The sequence below is a fragment of the Streptomyces sp. NPDC091649 genome (assembly GCF_044756785.1).
GTDB lineage: Bacteria > Actinomycetota > Actinomycetes > Streptomycetales > Streptomycetaceae > Streptomyces.
Genome location: NZ_JBIVTR010000002.1, coordinates 400,822 through 426,754, shown reverse-complemented (window position 1 = coordinate 426,754; position 25,933 = coordinate 400,822). Strand labels below are relative to the sequence as shown.

34 protein-coding genes are annotated in these 25,933 nt (G+C 71.0%); all 34 read right to left on the bottom strand.

Annotated elements, in window-relative coordinates; translation table 11 throughout:
- Window positions 1-102 precede the first annotated feature (102 nt).
- On the bottom strand, window positions 103-276 hold the full coding sequence (locus ACIQMU_RS07160; RefSeq protein WP_352239063.1) for a hypothetical protein: 174 nt from the start codon (window positions 274-276) through the stop codon (window positions 103-105).
- 87 nt (window positions 277-363) lie between these two features.
- Entirely contained in the window at window positions 364-564 is a 201-nt protein-coding gene (locus tag ACIQMU_RS07155; protein ID WP_352239064.1) for a hypothetical protein, read from the bottom strand.
- 2 nt (window positions 565-566) lie between these two features.
- Window positions 567-1,403, bottom strand: a complete 837-nt coding sequence (locus ACIQMU_RS07150) for a peptidoglycan recognition family protein (protein WP_402688399.1) — start codon at window positions 1,401-1,403, stop codon at window positions 567-569.
- Between the two features lie 64 nt (window positions 1,404-1,467).
- On the bottom strand, window positions 1,468-3,450 hold the full coding sequence (locus ACIQMU_RS07145; RefSeq protein WP_402688398.1) for a right-handed parallel beta-helix repeat-containing protein: 1,983 nt from the start codon (window positions 3,448-3,450) through the stop codon (window positions 1,468-1,470).
- Complete coding sequence (locus ACIQMU_RS07140) at window positions 3,451-4,383, bottom strand: hypothetical protein (RefSeq protein ID WP_402688397.1); 933 nt, start codon at window positions 4,381-4,383, stop codon at window positions 3,451-3,453.
- 2 nt (window positions 4,384-4,385) lie between these two features.
- The gene (locus tag ACIQMU_RS07135; RefSeq protein WP_402688396.1) at window positions 4,386-5,570 is read right to left on the bottom strand and encodes a siphovirus ReqiPepy6 Gp37-like family protein; all 1,185 of its coding nucleotides are present in this window, start codon (window positions 5,568-5,570) and stop codon (window positions 4,386-4,388) included.
- 15 nt (window positions 5,571-5,585) lie between these two features.
- The gene (locus ACIQMU_RS07130; RefSeq protein ID WP_402688395.1) at window positions 5,586-6,581 is read right to left on the bottom strand and encodes a phage tail protein; all 996 of its coding nucleotides are present in this window, start codon (window positions 6,579-6,581) and stop codon (window positions 5,586-5,588) included.
- Window positions 6,582-10,088, bottom strand: coding sequence for a phage tail tape measure protein (locus ACIQMU_RS07125; protein ID WP_402688394.1), 3,507 nt, complete (start codon window positions 10,086-10,088; stop codon window positions 6,582-6,584).
- Between the two features lie 3 nt (window positions 10,089-10,091).
- Window positions 10,092-10,397, bottom strand: coding sequence for a hypothetical protein (locus tag ACIQMU_RS07120; protein WP_402688424.1), 306 nt, complete (start codon window positions 10,395-10,397; stop codon window positions 10,092-10,094).
- 119 nt (window positions 10,398-10,516) lie between these two features.
- Entirely contained in the window at window positions 10,517-10,837 is a 321-nt protein-coding gene (locus ACIQMU_RS07115) for a hypothetical protein (RefSeq protein WP_352239071.1), read from the bottom strand.
- Between the two features lie 113 nt (window positions 10,838-10,950).
- Window positions 10,951-11,610 (bottom strand): phage tail protein, encoded by a 660-nt coding sequence (locus ACIQMU_RS07110; protein WP_352239072.1) that lies wholly within the window; start codon window positions 11,608-11,610, stop codon window positions 10,951-10,953.
- Window positions 11,611-11,674: 64 nt separating this feature from the next.
- Window positions 11,675-12,082 carry a hypothetical protein gene (locus ACIQMU_RS07105; protein ID WP_402688393.1) on the bottom strand — a complete coding sequence of 136 codons (408 nt, stop codon included), beginning with the start codon at window positions 12,080-12,082 and terminating at the stop codon, window positions 11,675-11,677.
- Complete coding sequence (locus ACIQMU_RS07100) at window positions 12,082-12,393, bottom strand: hypothetical protein (RefSeq protein WP_402688392.1); 312 nt, start codon at window positions 12,391-12,393, stop codon at window positions 12,082-12,084. The genes ACIQMU_RS07105 and ACIQMU_RS07100 overlap by 1 nt, the downstream gene beginning before the upstream one ends.
- On the bottom strand, window positions 12,393-12,731 hold the full coding sequence (locus tag ACIQMU_RS07095) for a hypothetical protein (RefSeq protein WP_402688391.1): 339 nt from the start codon (window positions 12,729-12,731) through the stop codon (window positions 12,393-12,395). The genes ACIQMU_RS07100 and ACIQMU_RS07095 overlap by 1 nt, the downstream gene beginning before the upstream one ends.
- Window positions 12,728-13,270 carry a mobile element protein gene (locus ACIQMU_RS07090; protein WP_352239076.1) on the bottom strand — a complete coding sequence of 181 codons (543 nt, stop codon included), beginning with the start codon at window positions 13,268-13,270 and terminating at the stop codon, window positions 12,728-12,730. The genes ACIQMU_RS07095 and ACIQMU_RS07090 overlap by 4 nt, the downstream gene beginning before the upstream one ends.
- Window positions 13,257-13,634, bottom strand: coding sequence for a hypothetical protein (locus ACIQMU_RS07085; protein WP_402688390.1), 378 nt, complete (start codon window positions 13,632-13,634; stop codon window positions 13,257-13,259). Before ACIQMU_RS07085 ends, ACIQMU_RS07090 begins: the two co-directional genes overlap by 14 nt.
- A 10-nt stretch (window positions 13,635-13,644) precedes the next feature.
- The gene (locus ACIQMU_RS07080) at window positions 13,645-14,928 is read right to left on the bottom strand and encodes a phage major capsid protein (protein ID WP_402688389.1); all 1,284 of its coding nucleotides are present in this window, start codon (window positions 14,926-14,928) and stop codon (window positions 13,645-13,647) included.
- Window positions 14,925-15,755, bottom strand: coding sequence for an HK97 family phage prohead protease (locus ACIQMU_RS07075; RefSeq protein ID WP_402688388.1), 831 nt, complete (start codon window positions 15,753-15,755; stop codon window positions 14,925-14,927). Before ACIQMU_RS07075 ends, ACIQMU_RS07080 begins: the two co-directional genes overlap by 4 nt.
- A gap of 3 nt (window positions 15,756-15,758) precedes the next feature.
- A complete protein-coding gene (locus ACIQMU_RS07070) occupies window positions 15,759-16,031 on the bottom strand; it encodes a hypothetical protein (RefSeq protein WP_402688387.1) in 273 nt (90 codons plus the stop codon).
- Between the two features lie 126 nt (window positions 16,032-16,157).
- Window positions 16,158-16,853: a hypothetical protein gene (locus tag ACIQMU_RS07065; protein WP_402688386.1), complete on the bottom strand. Its 696-nt coding sequence runs from the start codon at window positions 16,851-16,853 to the stop codon at window positions 16,158-16,160.
- Window positions 16,850-18,199 carry a phage portal protein gene (locus ACIQMU_RS07060; protein WP_402688385.1) on the bottom strand — a complete coding sequence of 450 codons (1,350 nt, stop codon included), beginning with the start codon at window positions 18,197-18,199 and terminating at the stop codon, window positions 16,850-16,852. The genes ACIQMU_RS07065 and ACIQMU_RS07060 overlap by 4 nt, the downstream gene beginning before the upstream one ends.
- A gap of 18 nt (window positions 18,200-18,217) precedes the next feature.
- The gene (locus ACIQMU_RS07055) at window positions 18,218-19,987 is read right to left on the bottom strand and encodes a terminase large subunit (RefSeq protein WP_402688384.1); all 1,770 of its coding nucleotides are present in this window, start codon (window positions 19,985-19,987) and stop codon (window positions 18,218-18,220) included.
- Complete coding sequence (locus ACIQMU_RS07050) at window positions 19,956-20,411, bottom strand: phage terminase small subunit P27 family (RefSeq protein ID WP_352239084.1); 456 nt, start codon at window positions 20,409-20,411, stop codon at window positions 19,956-19,958. Before ACIQMU_RS07050 ends, ACIQMU_RS07055 begins: the two co-directional genes overlap by 32 nt.
- A gap of 68 nt (window positions 20,412-20,479) precedes the next feature.
- Window positions 20,480-20,629 carry a hypothetical protein gene (locus ACIQMU_RS07045; protein ID WP_402688383.1) on the bottom strand — a complete coding sequence of 50 codons (150 nt, stop codon included), beginning with the start codon at window positions 20,627-20,629 and terminating at the stop codon, window positions 20,480-20,482.
- The gene (locus ACIQMU_RS07040; RefSeq protein ID WP_402688382.1) at window positions 20,626-21,021 is read right to left on the bottom strand and encodes an HNH endonuclease; all 396 of its coding nucleotides are present in this window, start codon (window positions 21,019-21,021) and stop codon (window positions 20,626-20,628) included. The genes ACIQMU_RS07045 and ACIQMU_RS07040 overlap by 4 nt, the downstream gene beginning before the upstream one ends.
- Window positions 21,022-21,318: 297 nt before the next feature.
- A complete protein-coding gene (locus tag ACIQMU_RS07035; protein ID WP_402688381.1) occupies window positions 21,319-21,540 on the bottom strand; it encodes a hypothetical protein in 222 nt (73 codons plus the stop codon).
- Between the two features lie 107 nt (window positions 21,541-21,647).
- Window positions 21,648-21,974 (bottom strand): hypothetical protein, encoded by a 327-nt coding sequence (locus tag ACIQMU_RS07030; RefSeq protein ID WP_402688380.1) that lies wholly within the window; start codon window positions 21,972-21,974, stop codon window positions 21,648-21,650.
- Between the two features lie 150 nt (window positions 21,975-22,124).
- Complete coding sequence (locus tag ACIQMU_RS07025) at window positions 22,125-22,652, bottom strand: hypothetical protein (protein WP_402688379.1); 528 nt, start codon at window positions 22,650-22,652, stop codon at window positions 22,125-22,127.
- An 8-nt stretch (window positions 22,653-22,660) separates the two neighbouring features.
- Window positions 22,661-22,810, bottom strand: a complete 150-nt coding sequence (locus ACIQMU_RS07020; RefSeq protein WP_402688378.1) for a hypothetical protein — start codon at window positions 22,808-22,810, stop codon at window positions 22,661-22,663.
- On the bottom strand, window positions 22,807-23,799 hold the full coding sequence (locus tag ACIQMU_RS07015) for a hypothetical protein (RefSeq protein WP_402688377.1): 993 nt from the start codon (window positions 23,797-23,799) through the stop codon (window positions 22,807-22,809). The genes ACIQMU_RS07020 and ACIQMU_RS07015 overlap by 4 nt, the downstream gene beginning before the upstream one ends.
- Complete coding sequence (locus tag ACIQMU_RS07010) at window positions 23,796-24,401, bottom strand: hypothetical protein (protein ID WP_402688376.1); 606 nt, start codon at window positions 24,399-24,401, stop codon at window positions 23,796-23,798. Before ACIQMU_RS07010 ends, ACIQMU_RS07015 begins: the two co-directional genes overlap by 4 nt.
- A gap of 364 nt (window positions 24,402-24,765) precedes the next feature.
- Window positions 24,766-25,389: a hypothetical protein gene (locus ACIQMU_RS07005; RefSeq protein WP_402688375.1), complete on the bottom strand. Its 624-nt coding sequence runs from the start codon at window positions 25,387-25,389 to the stop codon at window positions 24,766-24,768.
- A 44-nt stretch (window positions 25,390-25,433) separates the two neighbouring features.
- On the bottom strand, window positions 25,434-25,754 hold the full coding sequence (locus ACIQMU_RS07000) for a hypothetical protein (protein WP_402688374.1): 321 nt from the start codon (window positions 25,752-25,754) through the stop codon (window positions 25,434-25,436).
- A complete protein-coding gene (locus ACIQMU_RS06995; protein ID WP_402688373.1) occupies window positions 25,751-25,921 on the bottom strand; it encodes a DUF6085 family protein in 171 nt (56 codons plus the stop codon). Before ACIQMU_RS06995 ends, ACIQMU_RS07000 begins: the two co-directional genes overlap by 4 nt.
- Between the last annotated feature and the right edge of the window lie 12 nt (window positions 25,922-25,933).

Sequence of the window (25,933 nt, the reverse complement as noted above, 5' to 3'; positions counted from 1 at the left end):
AAAACGCTTATCACTTTGTCGGTACCGACAAAGTGATGAACCCGCAGGTCAGGGCATGACGAAGGGCCCCCACCGCCGCGAGGCAGTGAGGGCCGTGGCCGTTCATTGGAGGAGGGCGAGCAGCCCGGTTACAGCACCGCCGAGACCCGCGAGGACACCGATCGTGGGCAACGGCCACCGGGCACGCTCCAGAGCACGGAGCCGGGTCTCATGGTCGGCTACGTCCTTACCGAGATCGGTGAGACCCTGACCGATCCCGTCGAGCTTCGTCTCCATCCTGGTAAGGCTGCTGCTCAGGGATCTCAGCTCCTGATACATCTGCGCCGGCGGGATGTACACCCCCGGGTCCTGCGGTGTCACCACCTACACCCCCCGGCCCGGAGTCACCCGGTCCGGGGTCCGGTTCGGCACGGCGTAGGTGATGCCGAGCGCGCCGAGGACAGCGAGCACCGTGGTGACCGTCTCCCCGGCCGTGAAGACGCTGTCCTGGACGGCGGTGGCGGCGGCGGTCGCACCGGCGGCGACACCGGCGACGACGGCCTTGGCGAAGCTGCTGATCTGCATGGTCAGCCTTCCTTGCTGTTGATGTCGACGTCGACCGTGATGACCGCGTCGGCGATGGCCTTCTCGACGGCGTCGACGACCGCCGCGGTGTTGACGCCCTTGCCGACGAGGCCGGCCAGGGTCTGGATCGCGGCCACCTGGGCGAGCTGGGTCCGCCGGATCAGGCGGACGTTCGTGGTGAGTCCTTCGATGTGGCTGGCGAGGGTCCAGTGGCGGTTCGTGGCGTAGGTCGTCGAGTCCGGCGGCGCCTTGAAGATGCCGTCGGTCGTGGCCAGGGTCTTGATGTCGTCCTTGGTCAGGGGCATGTCGGTCTCCTTTGGTGAGGTGGGGGCTGTTGTGGGTCGTGGGGCGCCCTTCTGTACCCACGCGTACAGCGGACCGCCGGGGCACGCGGTGGCGTAGCCGTCGCGGTGACCCCGGATCTCGCCGCCGGCCCCGTTCTCGCGGAGCAGATCGATGCCGTCGCGGATCGCGGTGAGCATGGCGTCCGGCGGCTCGGTGAGGCCGCTGCTGCCGACGAGCCCGAGGATCGCGAAGTGCGCCCGGTTCAGCGCCTGGCTGCCGTTCGCCCCGGTGCGCCGCCGCAGCCCGCGGCCCTCCAGCAGGTAACCGTGCGGGCAGGCGGCGTAGTTGTACGCGACGTCCGAGTAGTTCTCGGCGGTGTTCGCAAGGTGGCTGCGACGAATGTTCTTCCACTCATCGAGGCACGCGTCGTGGTCGGTGAGCAACCTTGTGCTCACGGCCGTGCCCTCGTAGTGGACCTTCACGCCCCGGGTGGTGGACTGCGACGGTGCGGCCGACGCGGGCCAGCCGAGCTGGGCTCGGGTCACCAGCTTCATGCGGGTCTCCAGACGTGACGAAGCCCCGGGCCTGGTGGCGTCGGGGCGGTGGGTGCGGGGTGGGTCAGGAGGCGAGGTTGTTGCCGGGTACGGTCTTGCCGCCTGCCCAGTCGGTGACCGGCAGGCCGGGCATGGAGAACGCGGTGCCCACGGGCCAGGCGCTGCCGGAGAGGTCGTTGCCGATCACGACTCCGCCGGTCGCGGACGCGGTGACGTCGATACCGAGCGCCATCACGCCACCGCGCAGGATGGTGTTGTGGGTGATGCGGGGCCTGGCGGTCGAGGACGTGGCCCGGATTCCGGAGCCGGTCACGGCGTGGATCCGGTTGCCCTGCACGCTGACATCGGATCCGCCGCCGACGTAGATCCCGTGGCTGCTGCCGCCCTCGATGACGTTGGTGCCGACGTGGCCGCCGGTGCAGGTGTCCAGGCCGATCGATGACCCGCCGGCGGCCAGGCACATGTTCCCCACCACCTGCGGGGTACTGCAGTTCGTCGCGAAGATCGCTGACGTGGTCGCTCCCGAGACCCGGTTGCCGGAGACGGACGGCGCGGTCGCCTGGAAAACGTAGATGCCGGACGCCGGGGAGCCTGCGACGCGGTTGTTCGCGATGTGCAGGCCGGTGACCCGCGCGTTCGCGAAACCCTGGACCTTGATCGGGTTGTCGCCCGCGGGCGCGCGCAGGTCGTTGCCGGTGATGGTGACGCCGTCGCACGAGAGGTTGTATCCGGCGGTGGCCGGGTTGGGCCCGGTGACCGCGATGCACGGCTGCCCGGTCCCGGAGATGATGTTGCCCGCGATGAGCGCGGCCCGCCAGGCGTAGGCGCGGATGCCCTCCTGGGCGGCCGCCTCGATGCGGCACCCGAGGATCTGCACCCCGTCGGTGTGCACCCCGGAAACGGATGTGTGGGAGCCGATCGCCCGCCCGAACGCCGGCAGCCTGGAGGAGGCCCCGAAGGAACAGCCCTGGATGAGTACGTCTCGGCAGGGGGTGCCGTCGTTCTGGCCGACCGCGCCGGAGCCGCTGATGGCGTAGTCGATCTGGATGGCCTCGGAGTACCCGCGGCTGCTGTCGACGGTGTTGTCCCGGAACCCCTCGAAGCGCGAGTCGAGGATGCGGGCCTCGGCGACCGCGGCCAGGTCGATGGCGTGTGCTCCGCTGACGTTCTGGATGATGACGTCGCGGATGGTGATCCGGCGGGCGTGCCCGAAGGTGAACGCGTCGGCCAGGGCGGTGACGGTGCCGGCGGTGCCGTCGGCGGCGTTGGCGTCCCAGGTGCCGCCCTCGATGGTGATGTCGCCGTTCCCGTCGTACCCGGTGAAGCTGTCGCCGGTCCGCCAGTTCCGCAGGATGCCGACGGTGCCGGTCGCCTTGATCGTGGCCCCGTGGGCTTTGATCGTGGTCCGCGCGGGGACGTGCAGGTAGGTGGATACGGCGTAGGTCCGCCGGGCGGGGAAAGCAACGACGCCGCCGCCGGCCGCCGCGGTGGCGTCCAGGGCGGCCTGAATCGCCGCGCTGTCGTCCGTCGTCCCGTCACCGACGGCCCCATAGGCCATGACGGACTGGGCCGCCCCGTCCACCCCGTCCTCGCCCGCCGGCCCCAGCAGGTTGACCTCGGTGCTCCAGTTCGTGCCGTCGTAGGCGAACAGGTCGCCGCTGACGGTGTTGACGTAGAGGTCGCCGGATACCGGTGTCAGCCCGGCGTCGGTGGGCTCGGCGGTGCCGAAGAACCAGTGGGCGCCGGGTGTGCCGGGGGCGCCCTTGCCGCCGGTGTGGGCGTACAGCCAGGCCCGCCCGGTGCCTCCGGCGTCGGCCCACATCCCGAACACGTCGTCGGGCCCGCTGAATCTCGGGATCTGCCCGTACTCGTCGCTGGTCACGCTGCTGACCGGAGTGCCGCCGGCGCTCAGGAGGTCGGTGTACTGATCCCCCTCAACCTGCTCCGTCCAGAACGTGATCGCGACGTTCGGTGCGACTGTCCATATGCCGTCGGCCGGTGCGACGACGAAATCCGCCACACCCTGCCCGAATCCATAACGCGCCATTCAGACCACCCATGAAATTGCGGACGTCAACACTTTGCGTCCTGCCGATATGTCTGGTTTCTGTGTCAGCCACACCTGGCCGGGCTGGCTACTGGCTGCGGATTTGATGGTGATCCGGCCGATGTAGGCGCCCGTGATGTAGCAGATGAGGTACTGGTCCCGGACCGGATGCCGCCACCGGGACGGGATGGCTATCGGCAGGCGCGAGTTCGTCTCGCTGGGGAGGGTCGAGCCCGTCCGTGTGAACGACCCGAGCCGCAGCTGCACGATCCCCTGGCGCGCCTCCAGGACGCTGTCCGTGTCGATCTCCCACCCGCTGATGGGCCAGTTCACGACCACCGGGCCGGAATCCGCGTAGGTCGTTACCCACCGGTCGCCGTCCCACAGGCGGAGTTCCTGCGTGTCGGTCGCCCACGCCATCTCGCCCGTCTCGGGGTAGGGGTTGACGTGGGCGGCCAGCGCCGGCCGGACACGAGCCCCGACGTACAGCTCACCCCTGACGACGGTGACCGCGGTCGCGGCGGCGGGGACGATGACCCCGGCGAGGAGGATCTCCCACAGGCCGGTCGCTCCGGTGTCCCGTGTGAGCGGCGGGGCTGCTGCTCCGGGCGTGCCCTGGCGGATGACCGCGCGCACCGTCCAGGTGGAACGGTCCAGGCGGAGCACCACCCGGTCGATACGCGTGGAGCCGGACGGGTTGGGGGCGATGTCGAGCGTGTCGCCGGTGGTCCCGGACGTCCAGGCGTGCCCCCGCACGGACGCGGTTACGTCGGCCCGGATGGTGACGGTGAGCCCGATTCCCGCGGTGACCACGGCGGCGTCGGCCGGTGATCCGTACACCCCGTCGCCGGAGAATCTGGCGGCGAGCTGTTCGTACTCGGCGTCCGTGATGGTCCTGTTGTCGGCCGGTGCCGGCCAGGAGTCCTGAGCCACGGTTACCCCCTGCTCTCTATTTGTCCGAGCCGGTACGCCAGTTGGCGCACGGTGCCGACCAGTGATGCGCTGGTCGTGGTGTCGCCGGTGCCGATCACGGCGGCGACTTTCTCGCCGGTGTCCGGGGTCTCGGCGGAGAGCTGGATCCTGCGGACGATGTCCAGGACCGTGAGCCCGGTGGGCAGGACCACGGCGACCTTGTCGCCGAGGCCGTAGTCGCGGCCGGCCTGGAGGTCCTCGGTGTCGACGGTCTCCGTCGCCAGGGACGCCTGCGGGTTGTCGTTGCCGAGGGCCAGGACGCCGTCCTGCGTGAGCTCTCCGTCCGCGTTGGTCTTGCCGCTGGACTGCACGAGCTTCTCCACCCGGTACCAGGTGGCCTGGGCCCCCGAGGTGACCTCGGTGTACGCCCGGGCGTTGGCGGGCTCCCCGGCCCCGACCTGCTGGGCCGGGTCGTCACCGCCCATGACGAGCTCCGACGTCGCCGTGGGCGCCGACAGGGAGAACCGCACTTTCCGCAGGTTGCCGAGGCCGGCGGAGAACCGGGCGGTTCCGGTGAGGTCGCGCGGCTGGTGCACGCCGAAAAGGATCTGCGTTCCGGCCTGGCGGGTCCGGAGCCCGAGGCCGTCGGGGACGGCGACGGTGCGGCAGGCGTCGAGGAGGGGTTCCATGCGGGTGGTGAGGGTGCGGGTGGTGCCGACGCCGGCCGCCGTGTCGAGGGCCAGCTGCGGGATGCGCCGGGTGGCGAGCGCGTCCGGCCCGCAGTTCTCGCTGACCAGGGTCCGGATGATCGTCTCGCTGGTCGCCGTCAGCTTGCGGACCACGTCCGCGGTGACGGTCTGGTTGGCCCACGTCTTCGCGGGCTCCGGGTAGGTGAGGTACCCGGCGATCCGGGCGAGGTCGTCGCTGAACATCACGACGACCTCGCCGGGGTCGGCGGCCCCCTCCAGGTCCCACTGGTAGTCCTGCGGGACCTCCAGCGGCCCGGCCATCCAGATCGTCTTGTCGCGGATGACCATGATCCGGTTGCCGGGCTGCAGCTGCGCCATCACCTCCGGGTAGGCGGTCAGCGTCACCGACCCGGCCCCGGGCTCGTTGTGCCGCTGCTCCGCCGTCAGCGCCCGCCACCCGGCGAGCGGGTCGCCCTGCACGATGAGGGCGCTGTTCGTGATCAGGAGCTCGATCGCCACCGCCCGCCCCCTTTCTCATGCTGTTTCGTGCCGGGGATGAAAGCGGAGGTCGACCGCGGAGCCCGGCCCGCTGCCGTCGAGCTGGAAGGTCACGAGGTTCTGCCCGGGGTCCAGGCCCCACAGGACGGCCTCGGGCCAGTCCAGGGCCCGCGACCAGTTCACGCCGTTCGGTGACCCGTCCAGGAGACGCACCTGGGCGGGGTCGGTGCGGACCGTGACCTGCTCTCCGTCGGCCAGGGCGCCGTGCCCGACCTCCGAGGGGTCCAGGGTGAAGGAGTCGCCCGTCTCCTCGTTCGTGAACCGGATCAACGAGGCGGGGCCGGTGATCGTCCAGGTCGGCCAGACCACCGCGTCGCCGGGGTTGTCCACGACGGTCTCGCCGAGGACCTGGGAGGAGGACACCGCGGGGAACGGGTTCAGGAAGTCCACCATCTGCCCGGCCTCGCGGTGCACGGTGACCGGGACGCCGTCCTCCCAGTACGGGTCCTCACACCACAGGGCGAGTGCCACCGAGTCGGAGATAATGCCGCTGCCGCGCTTGCCCTGCCCCTCGAACCCGGCCGAGTAGTGCACCTTGACGCTGCGGGTGGTGCCGTCCGGGCGGGCGATCGTCAGGACCCCCGGCGTACGGCGCCCGTCCCGGCCCCGGCGCAATGTCCTGGTGAACGCGGTGGACAGCGCCCGCCACCGCTCCACGAACTCCAGGTGATCGGTCCCGTAGATGTGCAGGGGCCAGATGATCGTGCGGGGCTGCGGCTGGACGTGCCGCAGCCGTGCGCCTCCTCTCGGCTGTGCGTCGCTGGTGAGCGTGTAGGCGGCGGCCCCGAGCCCGGACACCCCCTCGGCGAGGGTGAACCAGCCGACCGACGACTGCGACAGGGGCCACACCGTCCCGGCCGGGTCGGTGTACCAGGCGGTGGCGTTGCCGACGCCGGGCAGCGGGATCGGTGTGCCCCCGCCGCCCGGCGTGCCCGGGTCCGGTGACTGGACCGGTGCTGTGATCAGGGGCATCTACTTGGCCCTCCCCACCCGGTCCAGGGCGTCCTTGCGACGCTGCAGGGCGTCCAGGTCGTCGGTGGTCATGTCCAGGGTCCGGGGATAGAAGTTGTACGTATCCCCGTCCCGCTGCGGTCCTTGCCCGCGGGGCGCGGTCACGACCGTCCGCCCGCGGGAGGCCGCGGGCGCCTGGGAGGGCAGGGCCCGGGTCATGCCCGCCACCCTGCCCGCGCCCACCTGGGCGGCGATCCCCATGGACGTGGCGTGGTCGATGATCCGGCTGTTGCCGTCGAACACGCGGAGCTCGGGACCTTCCTCGCCGACCCACCCGATCTCCCCCCTGCGGGGCCGGCCGCCGTCGGCGTACCCCTTGGCCTTGAGCCCGTACCGGTGGGTGAACAGGGCCGACTTGTAGGACCGGGCCCGGGAACCGACGATCACGCCGTCGCCGCCCCTGGACTCGACGTTGGTCCCGTTGATGGTGCCCGCGGTGTGCCCCACACCCGCGTTCGTGATCCCGATCTGGAACGGGGAGCGGGCACCCAGGACCCAGCCGGGCGGGGCGGTCGCTCCGGAGAACGAGCCGGTGGCCCACCGGCGGTGGGGCTTCTGCCCGCGGATGACGGACTCGATCGCCGACATGAACCCGGAGCAGTCCCACGACGGGTTGCCGTTGCCGCCCCACTGGTACGGCAGACCGTTCTGCGTGCGCGCCCAGGACAGCGCGCCCTTGAAACCTTTGCCGCCGATGCCGGCGGACTCCATCTTGCCGTCAGCCTTGCCGGAGTAGCCGATGATCTCCTTGACCATCCGCTTCGGGATGCCGGTGATCATGTCCCGGTACAGGGACGCACTGCCGCTGATCTTGTTGATCAGGGGCTTCACGACGGAGTTGAGCCCGGCGACCGCCGACGCCTTCATGCCGTCCTTGAGCCAGCCCACACCCGACTTGGCGAGGTCGACGCCCTTGGACGCGGCGCCCTTCACCCAGTCGAAAATGCCGCCCCGGGCGAACCCCTCGCCCTGGAACGGGCTCAGCGACCGGCCGTGCATCGCCGCGGCGTTGACCGCCAGGAGGCGCTTGCGCTCGTAGGGGTCGCGCATCGCCTCCGAGACGGCAATGCCCTCGCCGCGCCGGAGGGGAACGAGCTGGTCGTCACCGTCGCGGTAGGACGACTGCCCGGCCAGCACACCGCCCCGCGCGAACCCCTTGAAGGCGTCCAGCTTCGGAGCGCCGAACGCCCCGGCAACCGCGTTCCAGACCCCGCGGATCCCCTTGTTGTAGACGGTGTCGATCACGAACGCGACCGGCTTCTTGGCCTTCTCCTTGATCGAGTTCATGGCGTCGCCGACGACTTTCGCCCCGGCGGTGAACGCCGACCCCAGGGACTTGGCCAGGGACTTGGCCTTGTCGAGGGGCGGCTTGATGGCGTTGTTGTAGAGCCACGACGCCCCGGTCCCGATCGACCGGAACGCGGGCTGCAGGGCACTGGACCACAGCCACTTCCCGGCCGCGCCGAGCGCCCGCAGCGTGGCCATGCCACTGTCGATGGGGGGCTTGATCCCGTTGCGGTACAGCCACATGGCGGCCGCCCCGATGCCCCGGAACGCGGGCTGCAGGGCGTTGGACCACAGCCACTTCCCGGCCGCGCCGAGCGCCTTGAAGATCGCGACGGCGGAGGTTCCGGCGGGCTTGATGGCGTTGGTGTAGAGCCACATGGCCCCGGCCCCGATGCCCCGGAACGCGGGCTGCAGGGCGTTGGACCACAGCCACTTCCCGGCCGCGCCGAGCGCCTTGAGCGCGAGGACGGTGGGGAGGACCAGGGCAACCGTGATGATGGTCGCGAGGATCCGGGCGGCCATGCCGATCGCCGAGAACACGGGGGAGAGCACGGTCGTCCACAGCCAGGAGGCGGCCGCGCCGATCGCGCGCAGCCCGACCATCAGGGCGTCGATGCCCGGCTTGAGGAACGACCACAGGGCGGCCCAGCCGGCCTTGATGGCAGCCCAGACGCCGTTGACGATGTTCCGGAACGTCTCGGATTTTTTGTACGCGACGACGAGGGCGGCCCCCAGCGCGATGATCCCGATGATGATCAGGGTGACCGGGTTGAGGGCCATGACCGCGTTGAACGCGGCCTGGGCGATGGCCCACCCGCGGGTGACGGCGGCCGCCGTACGGATCGCGATGGAGTACGCGCCGATGACGCCCATCGTGATCCCGGTGGCGATCGCGTTCGCCGACATGGCCAGGGTGACGCCGCCGATCGCGATGGCCAGCGGCGCGAACCACACCCCGTACTCCTTGACCCAGCCGACCCCGGCCATGAACCCGCCAGTGATCGACTTGACCGCGGGCACGGCCTGGCGGTCGAGGAACTCGATGAAGTCCTCCAGGGGCGGCAGGACGTACTTCGCCGTGACCTCCCCCAGGGCCATCAGCCCGCGGCGTTTGAACGCCTCGAACTTCGCGCCGGCGTTGTTGCGCAGGTCGTCCCCGGCCCGCTTCGCCGCACCGCCGACCTTCCCCAGGTCGCCCACCGCCTTGGACGGATCCAACGCGTACAAGCTGGCTCCGAGGTCCTCGGCCTTGGTTCCGAACAGGCCGACCGCGGCGGCGTTCCGCTCGACGGGGTCCTCCATCCCGCGGAGCTTGTCCAGGACGGTCTGCAGCCCCTTGGCCGCACCCGCGCCGCCCGCCGCGAACAGCGCCGTCGACTTCTTCGCGGACATCCCGAGGAGCTCGAACGCCTCGGCGGACGCCGTGGACCCGTCCGTCGTGCGGATCTGGAATTCCTTCAGGGCGTCGGCAACGGTGTCGGTGTCCCGGGCGCCCGCCTGCATGCCCTGGGAGAACAGGCCCATGGACATCTTCGCGTCCAGGCCCAGCGCCCGGAAGATGGTGCTGTACTCGTTGAAGGTGTCGGCGAGGTCATCGGCTCTCGGGCCCATGGTCTGGAACCCGCGGGTGAGGATGTCGAACGCCTCGGTCGCGTTCTTCGCCAGCCCGGTCTTCACCATCTGGCCGGCGGCGTTCGCACCCTGGGCGAGGTCCACCTCGAACAGCGTGGTCAGGTCCTGCGCCCGGGTCGCGATCGCGGCCAGCTGCTTCGTGGTCGCCTTCTCCGGCGCGAGCCCCGACGCCATGATGGCCCTCACGGCCGCCGCGCCTTCCCCGATCGTCTCGGTCACCGTGCCCGCGAAAAGCTTCCCGGCCGCCGCACCGGCCTTCTTCGCGTCGGCGGCGGACAGGTCCAGCTGACCCTTGAGCATCCCGGTCGCCTTCTGCTTGGCGACGGCCTCCTCGATGCCCTTCATCAGGACGGCCCCGGCGGCGATGCCGACGGCGGCGGCCCCGGCGAGGACCTTGCCCTTCATGCCGGCCATGAGGCTCTCGCCGCCGGCCTGCCCGGCGGCGTTGGAGGCCCGGGCGACCGGTTCCCCGATCTCCCGGTCCAGCTGCTGCCCGAACCGCGACATGTTCGGCAGGACGTCGACCCATACGGCACCCGCGCGGGGCATGGCTCACCCCTTCTCTGCGTGCCTCGGTGTCGCCAGGGCGACGATCCGCTGATATCCGTTGCGGGCCTCGGCAGCCTCGCGGGCCGCCTGCTTCCGCCGCTTCTTCTCGGCGCCGGGCTTCTCCGGCCGCCACACCGGCTCCGGGTAGGGCTGGACCGGCGCGTCCTCGCGCTTGTTGGCGTTGCGGTGGTCGACCACCAGGTGGGCCAGCAGATCGACCACGTCCGCCGTCATGAAGTCGCGGTGTTCCCAGTGGTGCCCGGCCAGCCGACGCGCCAGCGCACCGTTCGGGGGCAGGCCCTCCACCATCACGCGCAGCTGCCGCAGCGTGATCTCTCCGCGCCAGAACTCTTTGATCGGGTCGCGCGGCGCGTAGTGGTGCAGGAGGTCTGCCTCGACGGCCTCGGGGTGGGCCCCGAGGACGTCGACTACCGTGTAGGGCGCTTCTTGATCTGCCCCTGCATGTCCTGCTGCACCGCGAGGAACAGCAGCCCTATGTCACCGTCCGCGTGCCCGGCCGCCCGGTAGGTCTCGTACTGCTCAGGGCCGAGGATCGCGACCGCCTTGTCCTTGGACGTCTCGGCGTCATCGACCGAGGTGGACCAGTCGTCGTCGGCGAACAGCGGGTGCGGGAAGACCAGGACGTCGCCCTTGTCGGTCTCGAACTCGACCTGCTCGCCGCCGACGGCCTCGGTGTACTGGGCCTTGACCTCGGACAGCTTGTAGCGCTTGCGGTTGGGCTTGCTCATGGTGCCTTCTCGTTTCTGCGGGGTGGCCGGTGGGCGATCGGGGTGGGACACCGCGGCGGCGGGGCTCGCCCGCCGCCGCCGTCGCGGTGCTGGTGTGGAGGCCGGGTCGGTCATCAGGGGATGACCGGCGGGGCGTAGTCGCGCCAGCCCGGCCCGTCGATCCAGCTGATGGCGTCCGTGCCGGCGGCGTCATCGATGTACGCCTGGTAGGTGACGCCGCGGGCGATCTCCGACGTGCGGGTCCACTGCTCGTCCTCCCGGCCCGACCGCAGGGCGGAGGGGAAATGCCGGACGATGTAGATGGCGTTGCCGGTGTCCTTGTTGAGGTCCTCGGCGATGAACACCAACCTGCGGTAGCGGGTCGGCGGGGTCTTCGGGCGGGACCAGGTCCACGTCGCCGATCCGAGGTCCGGCAGGGCCCCGGTCCCGGACAGCGGGAGGTTGTCGTACAGGGCGAGCGCCGCGGCGTTCGTCTCCTGCGGTACCCACTGGGCGGTGATGGTGTCCGACTCGACGTCGGAGCGGGTCGGTGAGGACGACTGCCCGGACTGCACGTCGGAGTTGGACAGGTCGCCGGAGAACGTCACCCCGTCGGTGGTGGTGTAGCCGACGGACACGTACCCGGCGGGCAGCTCCTGCAGGATGCCCTCGGCGTCGAACGGTGCGGTGACCAGGTCGGCGTCCGGGTCGGCGGCGAAGATGGCGTAGCGCAGGGCCTTGCGGATGAGCCCCTGGCGGAGCTCGGCGATTTCGGTGAAGTCGGCGGCGACCATGCCGCCCCCTTTCATGACGATGGCCCCGCGCGCGGTGCTGCGGGGCCGGGGTGGTGGTGCTCGGTCAGGTGGCCGCGCGGGTGCGGGTGGACACCGCGTAGGTGGCCACTGCGCGCCGCACCGCCGGGTTTCCGTACGGGACGACCGCCGGGCGCTCCTGGGTGCTCACGTCGTCAATGACGACCTGCTGCCCGGCGTTGTGGGTGGCGGCCAGGGCGTGCATCGCCCGGCGGGTCTGCTCGGCCAGCGCCCACGCCGCCGCCCGGGTCGCGGCGAACGCGGCAACGTCGACCGTCGCCGTGTCGGTGATCTCGTCGTCACCGCCTCCGACGACGAGGACCGAGACGAGCGGGACGCGCGTCTCCAGCCGGTCGGGGAGCTCGTCCACGACCCGCACCCCGGGCAGCATCGGGCGCAGCCCGGTCATCACGAGGAGCTCGACGTCCGCCCACAATCCGACGTCGCCGGGCATCAGGTGATCCCGTCGATGCGGGTGTGCGCGGCCCTCCCCAGGATCCGGCGGCGCGGGGTGGAGCTGGTGCCGTGCTCGTGGTCGGCGGCGTCCTCCCGGTCCGCGACGACGGCGGCGGTCGGCCGGCCCCGCGGGCGGGTCTCCTCCACCACCTCGATCGAGTCGGCGAAGTCGTCCAGGCCCTCGGCCCGGGCGATGGCCCGGGCCACCGGGGCGATCCGGTCGGCCTCCTCCTTGAGCGCCTTGCGCACCGGCGCCGACCGCATGATCTCCCCGAGCGCCCGGGGGTCGAACTCGAAACGAATACCCATCAGCCAGTCACCACCTTCAGAAATGCTTCCGTGTGATCCATCAGCCCGCCGAACGAGCCGTGCTCGCCGACGTCCCCATCGACCTCGTACAGCACGCCCCGGAACCGGACCTGCGACATGTTCGTGAGGCCCATGTCCGGGGGGCCGGCCAGGCGCCACCGGGTGATGACCTGGACCCGGTCGTCGGTGGCCTCGGTGGAGTTGACCGGCTGCATGTTGCAGCGCTCCACCTCGCGCTCCTGGTCCTCGTAAACGTCTTGCCCGCGGTCGTCTACGCCGATCAGGATCCGGTCGATGACGGTCACGGTGTCCCGCCGCAGCGGGTTGTCGATGCTCACGCCTCGTCCCCCCGGTTCAGGCGGTGCGCCTCGACGGCGGACTGCCACTGAGAGGTGACCCCGACCGCCGCCGTCGCCGCGAAACTGACGGACTCGGAGCCGGTGGTGATCTGCTGGATCGCCGGGTCCAGGCGGTAGATCGCCCGGGCCTGGTCGATGACCGCCTCCGCCACCTCGTCCGGGATCGGGTCCAGGCCGTGGTCCCAGACCACCGTGATCTCCGACCACTCCGGCCAGCAGCCGGAAGGGTGGAGCAGGACACCGGCCCGGCGCTTCGCCTTCACCCCGGACAGCAGCACGTCGTCCACGAGGACCTCGCGCAGCTGCACGATCGGGGCGGCCGGCAGATGCAGCATGGCCCGCCCGTTCCCGTCCACGTAGGTGGTGTCCTCGGTGACCAGGCTGACGGGGTGGCGGACCGCGCCGCGGAACCGCCGGGTGGCGGCCCGCAGCGCGGCCAGCAGTTTCAGGTCGTCGGCCGGCTTCTTGAGGAACGTCGCGAGCTCGGCCGGTTCGGCGAGGAACTCAGCCGCCGCCACCGGACGCCCGCTTCTTGGCCTCCTCGAGGAACTCCGCCCGCCGCTCGATCAGCCCCTTGCGCGCCTCGGCGTGGGCCTCGACGTCCAGGACCCGGGCAGTCTCGTCCTCGTCAGCCTCGGCCAGGTGCGCTATGACCTGGACGATGGTGTGCTCCGCCGGGTCGAAGCCGCCCGGACCGCCGCCCTGGTCGGCCGGGTCCCCGTTGCCCTGGTCGCCGGGGTCGGTGTCCTTGCTGCTGCCGGGCAGGCGGGCGTCCGCGACCGTGAGCGCGCCCGCCTGGGCACCCGCCCTCGCGCGCGCCCGCGCTGCGTCCTCGGACCGGTAGCGCACTCCGTCGATGGTGACCATCTTGTGCTCAGGCATGTGCAGCTCCTTACGGGGTGACGGCCGGCTTGACGACGATCAGCCGGTTCGGCTTCCAGATGACCTGCATGGCGCGCAGCTCGGCCCGCACGTAGACGAGGTTCCGCTGCGCGTAGTCCTTGTGCTGGTTGAACGCCAGGATGGACAGGCCCTCAACGTCGAGGAGGGCCATCTGCCGCCAGTCGCCGAGGATGACCGTGCCCGGGGCCAGGCGCTGCGACAGCGCACGCGCGCGGCCCCAGGACGTGTTCGGGCCCTGACCGAACGGGCCCTGACCGAAGAAGCGGTCGTTGGCGTCCTGCATCAGGTCCCACGCCTCGTCGTCCTCCGGGGACATCAGGGCGGCGGTGACGTTCCCGCCCGGCAGCGTGGTGATCTTCGTGATCGCCTGCCGGATCGCCTTGACCTGGGCCATGGCGTCCGCGCCCGGGGTGTAGGTGAGCTCCTGCACCCCCGTCGTGCTCAGGAGGCCCTTGGGCTGGCCGTTGGTGCCGGTGCCGTTGAGGAGCATGTCCTCGACGACCCAGTCCAGCGAGTACTCCAGCTCGTTGTTCATGTACGACGCCAGCGCCGGGGCGTTGGACAGCAGCGCGTTGGTGACGTCGTAGCCGTCCGCGTACGTGTAGGGCTTGGCGTCGGCCAGCGCGGTCTGGATGGTCGACGTCGGCTTGAGCGCCGTGTCCGGGTCGCCGGGCAGGATCTCGTCCTGCACGACGGCGGCGTTACGCGTGACTCCGGTGACCTGGAGGTACTCGAACGGCCCGTCCGACTCACCCCGCGAGATGAGGTCGAGGATGGTCAGGTTGTCGCGGTCGACCTGGTCGACCATCGGCATCCGGGTCGGGGCGACGTGCCCGAGGCCCACCTGCAGCGGGGCGGAGGTCGCCTTGCGGCCGGCCATCCATTCCTTGAGCGACCCGACGCGGGTCCGGCCGATGCTGACCGCCGAGCCCTCGCCGAGCCCGGACGGGTGCTGCTTGCGGAACTCCTCGTACAGGGAAGACTTCACGAACTGCGCGCCGAGCGTGGCGACGTCGCCGTCCTCCTGGCGGTCCTTGACCCCCGATGTCTGCGGCTTCGGCCGGTCGGCGGCCTTGCCCGCCATCGCCGCGGCCGCGGCCTGGGCGTCGTCGGCCGCCTTGACCTTCGCCGCCAGGTCGTCGGTCTCCGACTTGATCTCGTTGATCCGCTTCACCTCGTCCTCGGTGAACTCGCGGCCCTCTCCCTCCTTGGCCTTCGCGACGATGTCCGCCGCTTCTTTCAGCAGCGCCTGCAGCTTCTCGCGCAGCGTCATCCTGTGCTCCTCATGGTCATCAGTTCCTGCGTGGTGACCCATGCGGACACCTGGGCGGGCGTGAGCTCGGGCGACTTCGCGGCGGCCTCGTCGGCGGCGGCGGTCTCCTCGGGCGGCTGCTGGCCGGTCTCCTGCTCGGGTGTGGCCCCGGCCGCGGGCGCGGGCGGGGAAGTCTTCTGGGCCCGGTTCTTCTCCGGGGTGGCGGCGGCGAGGACCTCACCGATCGATGCGTGCGCCGAGGACAGCGCGTCGAAGTTCGCCTGCGACAGGACACGGCCGGCCTTCGCGGTGTGGGCGAGGTCGGCGGCCTTCGCCGCGATCAGGTCGGTCTGCTGGTTCGCGCCGACCAGGCACGGCCCGACCTCGAACAATTTGCTGAACCGCCTGATCTCGTAGAACTCACCCCACGGGTGCTTGACCAGGTCGTCGGTCTCAACCCAGCCGCCCTCGCCCACGTCGTACGCAAAGCTGAACTGCTTGATACGGCGGCCCTTGAGCAGGCCGTGGACGTGCCGGGCGGTGGGGTTGGTGTCCATGTCCTCGATCTGCGCGAGGACCTCCAGGCCGGCCGTCGTCTCCTTCGCTTCCAGGACGACGCCGATGTGGGCGAAGGGGTCGCCCCACTTGTGGGCCCAGACCACCGGGATCGGGTCGCCGGACGCCGTCCACTCGGCGAGGACCTGGGCGAAAGCGCCGGGGGCGATGACGTCGCCCATGCTGTCCTCGTTGCCGAACACCGAGACGACCGCCCGGAACTGACCCTCGGCGAGCCCGTCGGCGGGTCCGGCGGCCTTGATCTTCGCCGTGCATTCCTTCGTACGGGGCACCGGTCAGCCCTCCCTGTCCGTGAAGATCGAGCGGAGGGTGGCCTCGGCCCGGCGGTAGCCGTCGTGGTCTTCGGCCGTGGGGAAGGCGTACGGCTCGCCAGGGGAGACGAGCAGCTGCCAGCCGCGTATCTCGCGGCCCTCCTGGTACAGGCCGAGCGCCAGCCCGCGCGGGTGGAACACCGTGCGGTTGATCAGCCACAGGAGGCCGGACTCGGACAGTTCGATCAGCGGCCGTACGTCGTCGGGAGGCGCGTACCTCCGGGTGTGCAAAGGCATCTCAGCTCTCCTCTCGCTTGCTCGGCTTGGCCTTCGCGGAGGGGGCGGCGGAGGCGGGTGAGCCCGGGTGCGCTTCGGCGTCAGGGTCGGATGCTGTCCGTCCTGGGGCGGCGGGCGGCGGTCCATTCAGGTCCCCCTCTCGTAGTCGAGTCGGCAGTTGCAGTTCGCGGTCTCGGCCGCGTCCCCGTTCGAGTCCCCGGGCCAGCGCAGCCCGTTGCCGAACGTCGTCCCGAGTGGGACGGAGTCGCCATCCAGGCGCACGTGGGAGGCGCGCGGGTTCTTGCCGCCGGTGCGCCACACCTTGTGGGTCAGGCCGGACGCCCCGGCCGCGTCGTGCGACCCGAACGAGCGGGCCTCGGTGGACGCGGTCACCGACCGCACTGCGGCCGCCGTCACCCAGGACGCCAGGCCGGTCTGCAGGTTGTCGCGCCAGTCGCCCTCGTCGGCGACCGCCGCCGTCGCCGCGGTGTACGCCGCCTGTTCGTACTGCACGGCGTGCGACTCGGCGGCCTTCGCGAGCCACGCCTCCATGACCGCCGGATCCCAGCCGTCCGCCTCCGGGTTCCACACCCCGAGGACGTCCCACGCCCCGATCTGCGCGAGGCGGAAGCCGTAGCCGGCCATCAGGGCGGCGAGCTGTGCCTGCCGCTCCGGGGACTGGGCGGCCCACAGGTCATAGAAGTCCGGTGGGCCATCCGCCTTCGCGCCGGCCGCCGACACCAGTGCGTCCGCCTGCTGCTGCGCCCACCCGGTGAGCGCCGCGGTGTAGGCGTCCCGCTCCGCGTCGAACGTGCCCAGGTCCTCCGGCCGCACGGCTTTCATGCCGGGCGGCCCTGACCTTTTGGGAGCGCGGGCGGCGGGGCCGTGTCCGTGGGCGACGCGAGGCCCCCGACCAAAACGTTGAGCGGGGTGACCAGCTCCTCGGTGCCCGGCAGGTATGGCAGGTTCAGCTTGCTGCGGGCCTCCGAGCGGACCATGTACGGGGCGCCGGTCGCGGTCTGCAGGATGCTTGCCTGCTCCGTGAAGCTGCCGCGGAGCTTGGCCTCGACGTTGGCCTCCACATAGAGGTCCGTCCCCGGGGCGATCAGCGGGACGAGCATGGTGTTGATGACGTCCTGCAGCATCGTGATGTCCGGGCCCACCGAGTGCGTGTAGAGCATCTGCCGGAACGCATCCAGGTTGCTGAAGTTGCCTTCGCGCGCGCCCACCAGCTCGGGCGGGATGTGGTAGAAGGACGCGACCTCGGTGTCGGTCAGCCTGCGGCCTTCGATGTCCTGCGTGTCCACCGGCTTGAATGCCTCGACCGGCGCCAGTCTCATGCCGTCTTCCAGCAGGGGTGTCCCGCCGGCCGAGCGACTTCGGCCGATGAACGCGTTGAACCCGGCCAGGAAACGGTCCTTCGCCGTCTTGGACCAGGGCGGCGCGTCCGCCGGCCGCTCGATGACTACGGGCACCCGGGCGCCGTTCTTCCACACCGACCGGCGGTACTCCACCGCCTCGGCCTGCTCGGCGAGCATCTGCTGCATCGTCTCCATGGGCGACGTGCCGTCCGCCCCGACCGTGGCGTATCCGTGGTCGAACAGGTACGGGCCCGGCAGCGGGACCTTCTCGGCGGGGCCGCGCGAGGAAATCAGGTACAGGTAGGCGGGCTGGTCGTCGTCGTCCGCCAGGACGTGCATCCGTCGCGCCGGCTTCCTGCGCAGCTCCCACCCGGATGCCGTGTCGGCACTGGGGAGGACCTGTATGCACCACCGGTCATGGATGAGCCAGTCCACGATGACCGAGTGCCACAGCCTCGACGGCGTCACCGCCGGGGCCGGGTTCGCCAGCAGCAGCGCCAGCGGGTGATCGGTGACCCTGCGCCGGTCAGTGTCCGATACCCGCTCGTAGACGTGCCAGGGGATCGAGCACAACGCGCGGGCGATGTAGTCCACGACCTTGCGGACGGACGGCTGAGTCTCCCAGACGCGCATCGCCGCAGCGGTGCCCGTGTAGTTGGACAGCGGAACGCCCGGGTCCACAACCCGAATCCCGGACGCGGCCAAGTGTGCGCCGAGCTCGGCCAGGTCGCCGAACTGCTCGGCCGCCTTCGCGAGGACGGGCACGCCGTCCTGGTCGATGACCCGGCCCTCCGGGTGGTGCTTGGTCCAGCGGTGCCAGAACGCCATGAGGACGCCCCCTCTCTCTCAGATCGCTTCGAAGTCGCCGTCCTCGTACGCGGACCGGCGCTTGGGAGGCCGGGCCAGGACCTCGGACATGCCGTCGCAGAGCGCGCTGACGCCGTCGATCTTGTCGCCGCCGGAGGACTTGTCCGGCTTGACGTTGCCCGCGCTGTCGATGGCCACGGCCAGGTTGTCGACCATCCACGCCATGACCGGGTTGCCGTCATGCCGGAGCATCGGCCGGCCGCCCTCACGCACCTGCGTCTGGCCCATCATCAGCAGTCGCTGCACAGCCTTCAGGGCAGGACTCATGGACTTGTAGCCCTGGCCGACGCCGACCATCGGGGCCCGGTCGCCTTCCAGCGAGTTCGTCAGCGGGGTGGCCGACCACCGGTCGTAGCCCAGCGCCTTCACGTCGAAGGAGTCCAGGTCCCGACGGATCTGCTGCCCGATGACGTCGTAGTCGGTGACGTTCCCCGGGGTCGTCTTCAGCCACCCCTCACGCACCCACACCGAGGCGTTCCCGGCTGTCCGGCGGTCCAGGTCGGTGATGTTCTCCGCGGGCGTCCAGAACCGCATCAGCAGGTCCAGACTTCCGTCCTCGTCGTCCGGGAACAGCCAGGCGAGCGCGTTCAGGTCGGACACCGCGCCGAGGTCCAGGCCCCCGTACGCCTCGCGGCCGCGGAGCGCGGCCTCCTCGACCAGGGCGCCGTTCGCCGTCCACGATTCCAGGGTGAGGAATTTCGTCGTCTGCTTCGTACGGATGCCCAGGTGCAGGCGCAGGAACGACGCCAGCTGGGCCGGGGACTGCTTCGCCTTGTCCGCGGCCTCCTGCAGGGCGGCGCGCGTCGGGCTGATCCCGTAGCCGGGGTTCGCCTTCTTCCACGTCGACTCGGCGAACGGATCGTCGTCCTTCTCCGCCGCGAACACCACGCCGTACGCGGCGAACGCCGTGAACGCCCCGCGGGCCAGCTGCTCGATGCGTTCGCGCTTGCGGTGGTAGACCGAGGCCCGGTTCCCGGCGTCGGCCGTCGTGATGATGAAGATCAGCGGCTGCCGGCGCGACCCGGTACCGGTCTCGATCGTCTCCACCAGCTCCGGGCTCTTGTGCTCGTGGAGCTCGTCCACGATCCCGCAGTGCAGGTTCAGCCCGTGCTGGGCACCCGCGAGCGACGACACCGGCTTGAAGTACGAGTCCGTCTTGGGATGGAGGATCACCCCGGCGAGCGGCTGCATGACGCGTTTGAGCGCCGGGGACTTCTCCACGATCAGCTTGACCGGCTTGAACAGCAGCCCTGCCTGCTCCTTGGTCACCGCCGCCGTGATGACCTGGGCGCCCCTCTCCCCGTCGCCGCCCATCATGTACAGCGCGATCCCGCCCGCGAGCGTCGTCTTGCCGTTCTTTCGGGGCACGTCGACGTACGCCTCGCGGATGATCCGCACGTACATGTCGGCGTCGTCGTCCCAGTGCACCCACCCGAAGATCGGCGCGAGGATGTACGCGATCTGCCACGGGTCCGGCCGCAGCGGCTGGCCACCCAACTCGCCCTGAGTGTGCCGCAGCTGGTCGAAGGCCCGCAGGACCCGATCGACCCGCCCCGCGTCGAACACCGCTCCGGGTGCGTCCCGGGGCTCCGGCGTCTTCACCAGCGGCGGGCAGTCCGGCAGCGGGATTCCCCGCTCGACCAGATACCACGCCACCTCGGGAGAGAGCTTCAGCCGAGCGAGGAGCTCCTCGTCCAGGTACGCCGCGGGAACAACGTCATCCGAAGGGGTTGTCGGGGTCCGGCTCATTCTCGGCCCCTCTCGACAGGGCCTGCTCCGTGGACGGTGTCAGCCCGAAGTGCCCAGCCCACGCCCGCAGCTCACGCCCCGCCGCCCGCGCGATCCCGACCGCCGGATGCGGCAGCGTTCCCTGCTTCGCCTCGATCGTCAGACCTTCACGGGCCACGGTCTCCGTCGCGTCCCGGAACGTCGCCCACGCCTCGCAGTACGCGGCCAGCGCCGCCCGGTCCTCCGGCTTCAGCAGGTCCAGCCGGGACAGGCCGGGAACGACACGGTCCCATTCGGCGCGGGCCTCGTCGGTCAGCCAGTCCGGGGCCTCGGGCGGCAGGCGCTTGAACGCGGGCCCGGGGTTCACGTCGCGGCCGGCGGAGTCCTTGCCCGGCGCCCGGCCCTTGATCAGCTTCAACGCGGCAGGCTGAGCGGTCCGTCCCATCGGGGAGACCCCCCTTCACGATTCTGTGCACGCACGCGCCGAGCTGACGGCGCCGGGCCCCCAGACGATCACTCCGGAAATCCGGACTCCCCTACCGGGGCGGTCGAGGCCCAGAGGACGTCGGCGCGGCTCTGGTCGCCGAGCCGTGCGAAGAGGTCAGCGAGGTCAGCGAAGCGCGCCAGGGCCTCGTCGGTGGTGATGAACCCTTCGCTGATCACGCTCGGGTACGACGGCGCGCCCGGTTGGCCCTGAGCGCCTCGGCCTTGCTCTTGACGATGTGGCATGGCTCGCAGATCAACCCCAAGTTGTCGAGGTCCTCGATGGCTCCGCCCTCGAACCTCGGTGTGATGTGGTCCAGCTGATGCTGGTGTTCGCCGTCGGGATCGTCCTCGGCGTCGGGCTGGCCGATGCCGCATCGGTAGCAGCATCCGTTGTCACGGTTGGTGACCATGCGTTTCAGCGTGCGCCACCTGCCCGAGCTGATTCCGTAACGGGCGGCCTTGTCGTCCCTGCCTGCCCACGGGGCGGGCTTGTGCTCCTCGCAGCGGCCCTTGGGCACCAGGGTGGTGCACCGGGGCTCGGCGCACCGGGTGGGGGGCCGGGTAGGCACGGGGGGGGCCTCCAAGAGGTGGCGGGGAGGGGTCAAGTCCGCTCAGGGGGCAGGGGCTTGCTCGGCACTCCAGGAGGGGGTGCCTGCTCTGTGCGCACTTGAAGGCCGTCGTGGGCGATGAGCTGGTGGGCTGCGGCCTTGGTCAGTTCGTCAACGACGTCCGGGTGCATGCGCCCGCGCTGCAACTCCCTGCGGTAGGCGAGAAGGATCGCGGCAGTGGTGGCCCCGGCCGGGATTCGGCGGGGGCTTGCGGGCATGCGTGTGGTGCCCAAATCGTGGCGCATGAATCGCTGCTGGTCAAGCTGCTGTGGCGGCGCGCTGGTTGTTGCGGGTCGGCTTGGCGGCGTATCGGGCTGCTTCGACGTCGGCGACGCGGTACAGGGGGCGCTTGGGGGTGCCGCCGCAGCGGGCGAGGAGGCCGCGTCGCACCCAGTCGCGGATGGTCGCGGGGGCGACGTCGGCGGAGAGGGCGGCGAGGCGGGTGGTGAGGGTGCCGATGGGCGGCTGCTGGTACTCCATGGGTCCAGTGTGACGTGGTGAGGCCCCGGTCGTCGTGGTGACGGCCGGGGCCTTGGTCCCGTAGCGCGGCAGCCAGCTCGCGATCCGGATGGGTGATGCGGGTCAGGCTACTGCTCGGGTGTGACAGCGGCGGTCCGGCACGGGCACGGACTCGTGTAGGGCCTGCCGTTGGGGTACGTCGGCGGGCTGGCCTGCCGCCACAGGGCGCCTTCGCAGACGCGGGTGGTGTGGCACGGGCAGTTGGGGCAGTCGTCTGACGGCGGCAGGACGTACTCCGGGCCCCACGGCTCGTAGTAGGCGTCCTCGTCGTAGTAGGAGTCCTGCGCGGTTCGGATGCCGTCGCAGTAGCAGCGGGGGTCGGTCGGGTCGGTGTGCTTCGGGCACTCGTCGTAGTGCCCGGTGGTGTCGTCGTAGGTCGAGTCCTGCGTACCCATGGCGTTGGTCCCTTCTGGTGGTGGTCGCGTACTACCCGCTCTGGTCAAGAGAGAGCACAAGCGGTCAAAGACGTGGCTGGTGTGACTGGTGTGGTGGTCAGTGGCTGTGGGCGGTGCCGTGGCCGATGCGGGTGACGTGCGGTGCGAGGTTCACTGGACGACTCCTGCGTACCAGCCACCGGCCGCGTTCACGGCGGAGGCGAGGGGGACGGCGGCCATTCCGGCGACGCCGTGGGACAGCCCGAGGAGGATCCCGGCGAGGATGCCGAGGAGGGTCTGGAGGCGGGGGAGCTTCTTCGACCAGAGGTACAGGCCGACCATCACGGCCGCCCAGATCGCGAAGACGGCGTAGCCGCCGGGGCTGAGGATGACGGGCGCGGCCCGGGTGACGTCGGGGGAGGTGCCGCCGATGCCGTAGACGAGGTAGAGGGTGCCGATGCTGTCACCGCCCCAGAGGCTGAAGCGGGTGATGAGCCCGAGGGCGCTGGCGGGGCCGGCGGCGAGGACGGCAAGGATGCCGAAGAAGGGCAGGAGCTGCTTCCAGTCGCGGCCGCCGCCGTCGTCGCTCTTCTTGCCTCCTCCCCCGCCCTTCTTGTGCCAGCGGAGGAGGACGAGGACGACGATGATCGTGCCGAAGGTGATGCCGCCCAGGGAGACGGCGGTGGATCCGAGGTTCACGGTGGTCCTCAGTGGAGGATGGCCGCGGCGAGGGCGGCGAGGGTGAGCACGAGGGCGACGGTCCCGGTGGTGCGGGGGATGTCGCGGGTGGCGAGCGCGGCGAGGATGCAGCCGGCGCCGATGGTGGCGAGCGGGAAGAACAGCCGGAGGGCAGTCACAGGAAGCCGCCCTCCATGGGGCGTGGGCGCTCGTCCGACTCGGTCTGCTTCTCGCGGCTGAGGACGGTGCGGACGTACGCGGCCCCGACGGTGATGCGGTTGATGCGCTTGACGCGGTCGACGACGTCGGCGGCCTTGAAGTCGGGGCCGAGAACGGCGGCGGCCTGGAGGATCGCCTGCGCCTTGGTGAGGGCGGGCGAGCTCCCGACCTGCGGCGCATCATCCGCATCATCGGGCGCATCATCCGCGTCACCCCGGTCGACGGTGACCTCGGCGGGCTGCCCGTGGAGGACGAGGGCGACCTGGACGGCGTCGACGATGACTCCGTAGGTGATGAGCATCGAGGCGAGTTCGGCGGGGGGCGCATCAGGGTGCGCATCACGTGCGACACGGATGGCGTCGGCGGGGTCCATCTCGGCGAAGCGGCGCCGCAGGACCTCGGTGGCGGAGTGCCGGACCGGGGTGGCCGGGGTGGGATCGGGCGGGAGCGGCGGTCCGTTCTCGATGTGGTGGACGGCTAGGGCCTTGACGGTGCGTCCGGCGAGGCGGGGGGCGAGGGCCCAGGCCCAGCCGCCGTACGAGGGGAGCCGGTAGGGCTGCTCGGTGCGCGCCGCTCGGGCTTCTGCCCGGGGGCCGGCCCATGACAGCTCGGAGAGGAGCAGCAGGCCGACGGTGGGCATTGCGAAGAGGAGGCTGGCCGGAGTGCCGCCGTTGATGAGGTCGGCGTGGAAGTCGTTGAGGTAGACGCTGACCCCGGCCATGCCGATGGCGGTGATGCGGGCCCCGATAGCGGATCGGCCGGCGGCGGATGCTTCGGACGCGAGGTGGAGGCAGGCGTAGGCGATGCCGTCGAAGACGAGGAACACAGCGACGGCGATGATCTCGGGGGCGTCGTAGTGGCGGGCGACGGCGTAGAGGGACCACCCGGTGGTGGCGAGCGCGGCCAGGGAGACGACGGCCAGGGCGAAGCGCCAGGCGTTCGGTTTCATCGGCCGACCGCCGTACGCGGGGCGAGGGCGCGGCGGAGGGCTTCGTCCATGTCCGTGTCGGAGTCGGTGGCAGCGGGCAGCGCCGAAGCGCCGTACCGTCGCGCGTCCTTCGCTCGCCGGCATGTGCGGCAGTGACGGCTGCCGTTCCGGTCTCTGTCGGTGTTGGCCTCGTCAAAGGGGTGCCCGTGCAGGCACTCCGTCTTGCGGGCGTTCACGGCCGTCGGCGCAAACCGGGACCGGAGGATGTTCTCCCGGTTGGTTACGGGCTCAAGGTGGGCGGGGTTGATGCAGCGGCGGTGAAGGCAGGCGTTGCCGCCTTCGCACGAGGTGCTGGCCGTGTGGCACAAGTGGTCGAGGAGGAGCCCGTCCGCGATGGGCGCCACAAGCAGCGCGTACGCGGCGCGGTGCGGGTACAGCGCGCCTTCTGCTCGGCCGCCGGCCCTGATCCGGCCGTACCCGTTGGCGGTGATGGCTCCGGTCCAGATAACGCAGCCGTCGGGGCCGGGAGTGGTCTTGTCGAGGAGGCGCTTCAGCAGACGCGCCTGCGGGCCGCCAGCGTCGATCAGCCTGCGAACGCGCAGGCTAGAGTGCTCGGTGTCCATGACGAGGTCTCATCTCGTTCGTGGGAAGTGGTGGTCCCCGGCGGGCGGTAGGGTCGCCTTGCCGGGGGCGGCCCGCCAGGCGGGCCCTATTCGGTTGTGGTTGGTGAGCCGGTGGGCCGTAGGGTGGCCGCCCCGTACTCGCGGATGGATCTTCGTACTGCGCTTACGTCGATGCCGACGGCTCGCGCCACGGCGCTCTTCGTTCCGAGTTCCGCCACTCCCTCTTCGAGAGCTGTAGCCCGTCTCCGGGCGCTGGCGGAGATCTCTTCCAGCAGGTCGCGGTGTCGCTGTTGCTCGACCTCGAACCGTTCGCGCCATGTGGTGTCTGGCACGTGTCCCACGCTATAGGACACCACTGTTCCAGTCAAGCCGCATCGGCCGCCATGAGCGTCTTCAGCCCGGCCCACATCGCTGGCGGGAAGGCGCAGGTGCACCACGGGCAGACGATGACCGTCTCCCCGGGCATCAGCCGGAGCACTGCGCCACAGATCGTTCCGCTGGGGTCGATGGCGGGGCAGTGGCCGATGCGCCGGCCGCGGGGTCTCGGGTCGGGGTCGACGACGCTGCTGGCGTTGCGGTGGAGGTCGCCGATCTCCTGTGCGAGGTCTCCGGCGCCGTGCCACCCGGTGGCGATCCACGGCATGTGGGCGAGGAGGCCCGCGACGGCCGTGTGGAGCCGTGTGAGCGTGTCTCCGGCCAGTCGGGGGGTCCTCATGTGTCGGGCGTCGTGTACGGCGCTCAGCCAGCCGCTGACGGCGTCGAACTCCCGGCGCATGTCGACGATGTCGACGCGCAGGGGCAGGGGCGCGGGCCCGCCCTTGCCTGCCCGCCCCTGGCCGCTGCTGCTCCCGGGGGCGAGGTGTCCGCCGAGCGCCTCGTACATGCGGGGCAGGGCGGTGAGCTGGTCGGTGAGGCGGGTGGTGCAGGGGATGCAGAGAGCACTGCCGGTGGGGTCGGGGGTGTGGCAGTGGGTGCAGGTGGTGTCCATCGGCGGTGCTCCTCGCGTGCGGTGGGGCGGTGTGCGGGTGGAGGTCAGGCGGTGGCGGGGCGCGCGGTGGCGAGGCGGGCTACCTCGGTGGCGAGCCGGTCGCGGTCGGCGGCGAGTTCCTCGATGGCGGGGACGAGCCGGGGCCAGGAGTCCCCGCCGTGCGCTTCGTTGATCCCGGCTGCCTCCAGGGCGTCGCGGGCTTCCTCCAGGAGCGCGGACCGTTCGCGGGCGCCGTTCTCCAGGAGGGCGAGGCGGGCTTCGCGCTCGGCGACGAGCTCGGCCAGGGCTTCCCCTTCGGCGGGGCGGATGACGCCGCGTCGGGCCCGGTCGAGGAGGTGGTGGAGGCGCTCGGGCTGGGTGGTCACCGGGCCCCCTCGGTGGTGGTGCGCTCCAGGAGGGTGGTGGCGGCGTCGGGTTCGGGGCAGTCGAGGCGGGCGCAGGTGACGTAGCCGCCGGAGCCGAGGAAGAGGCTGCTGCTGCCGCAGGCGGGGCAGTTGCCTTGGACGGTGGGGAAGCCGGTCTGTACGGGCACGGTCGTGGTCCT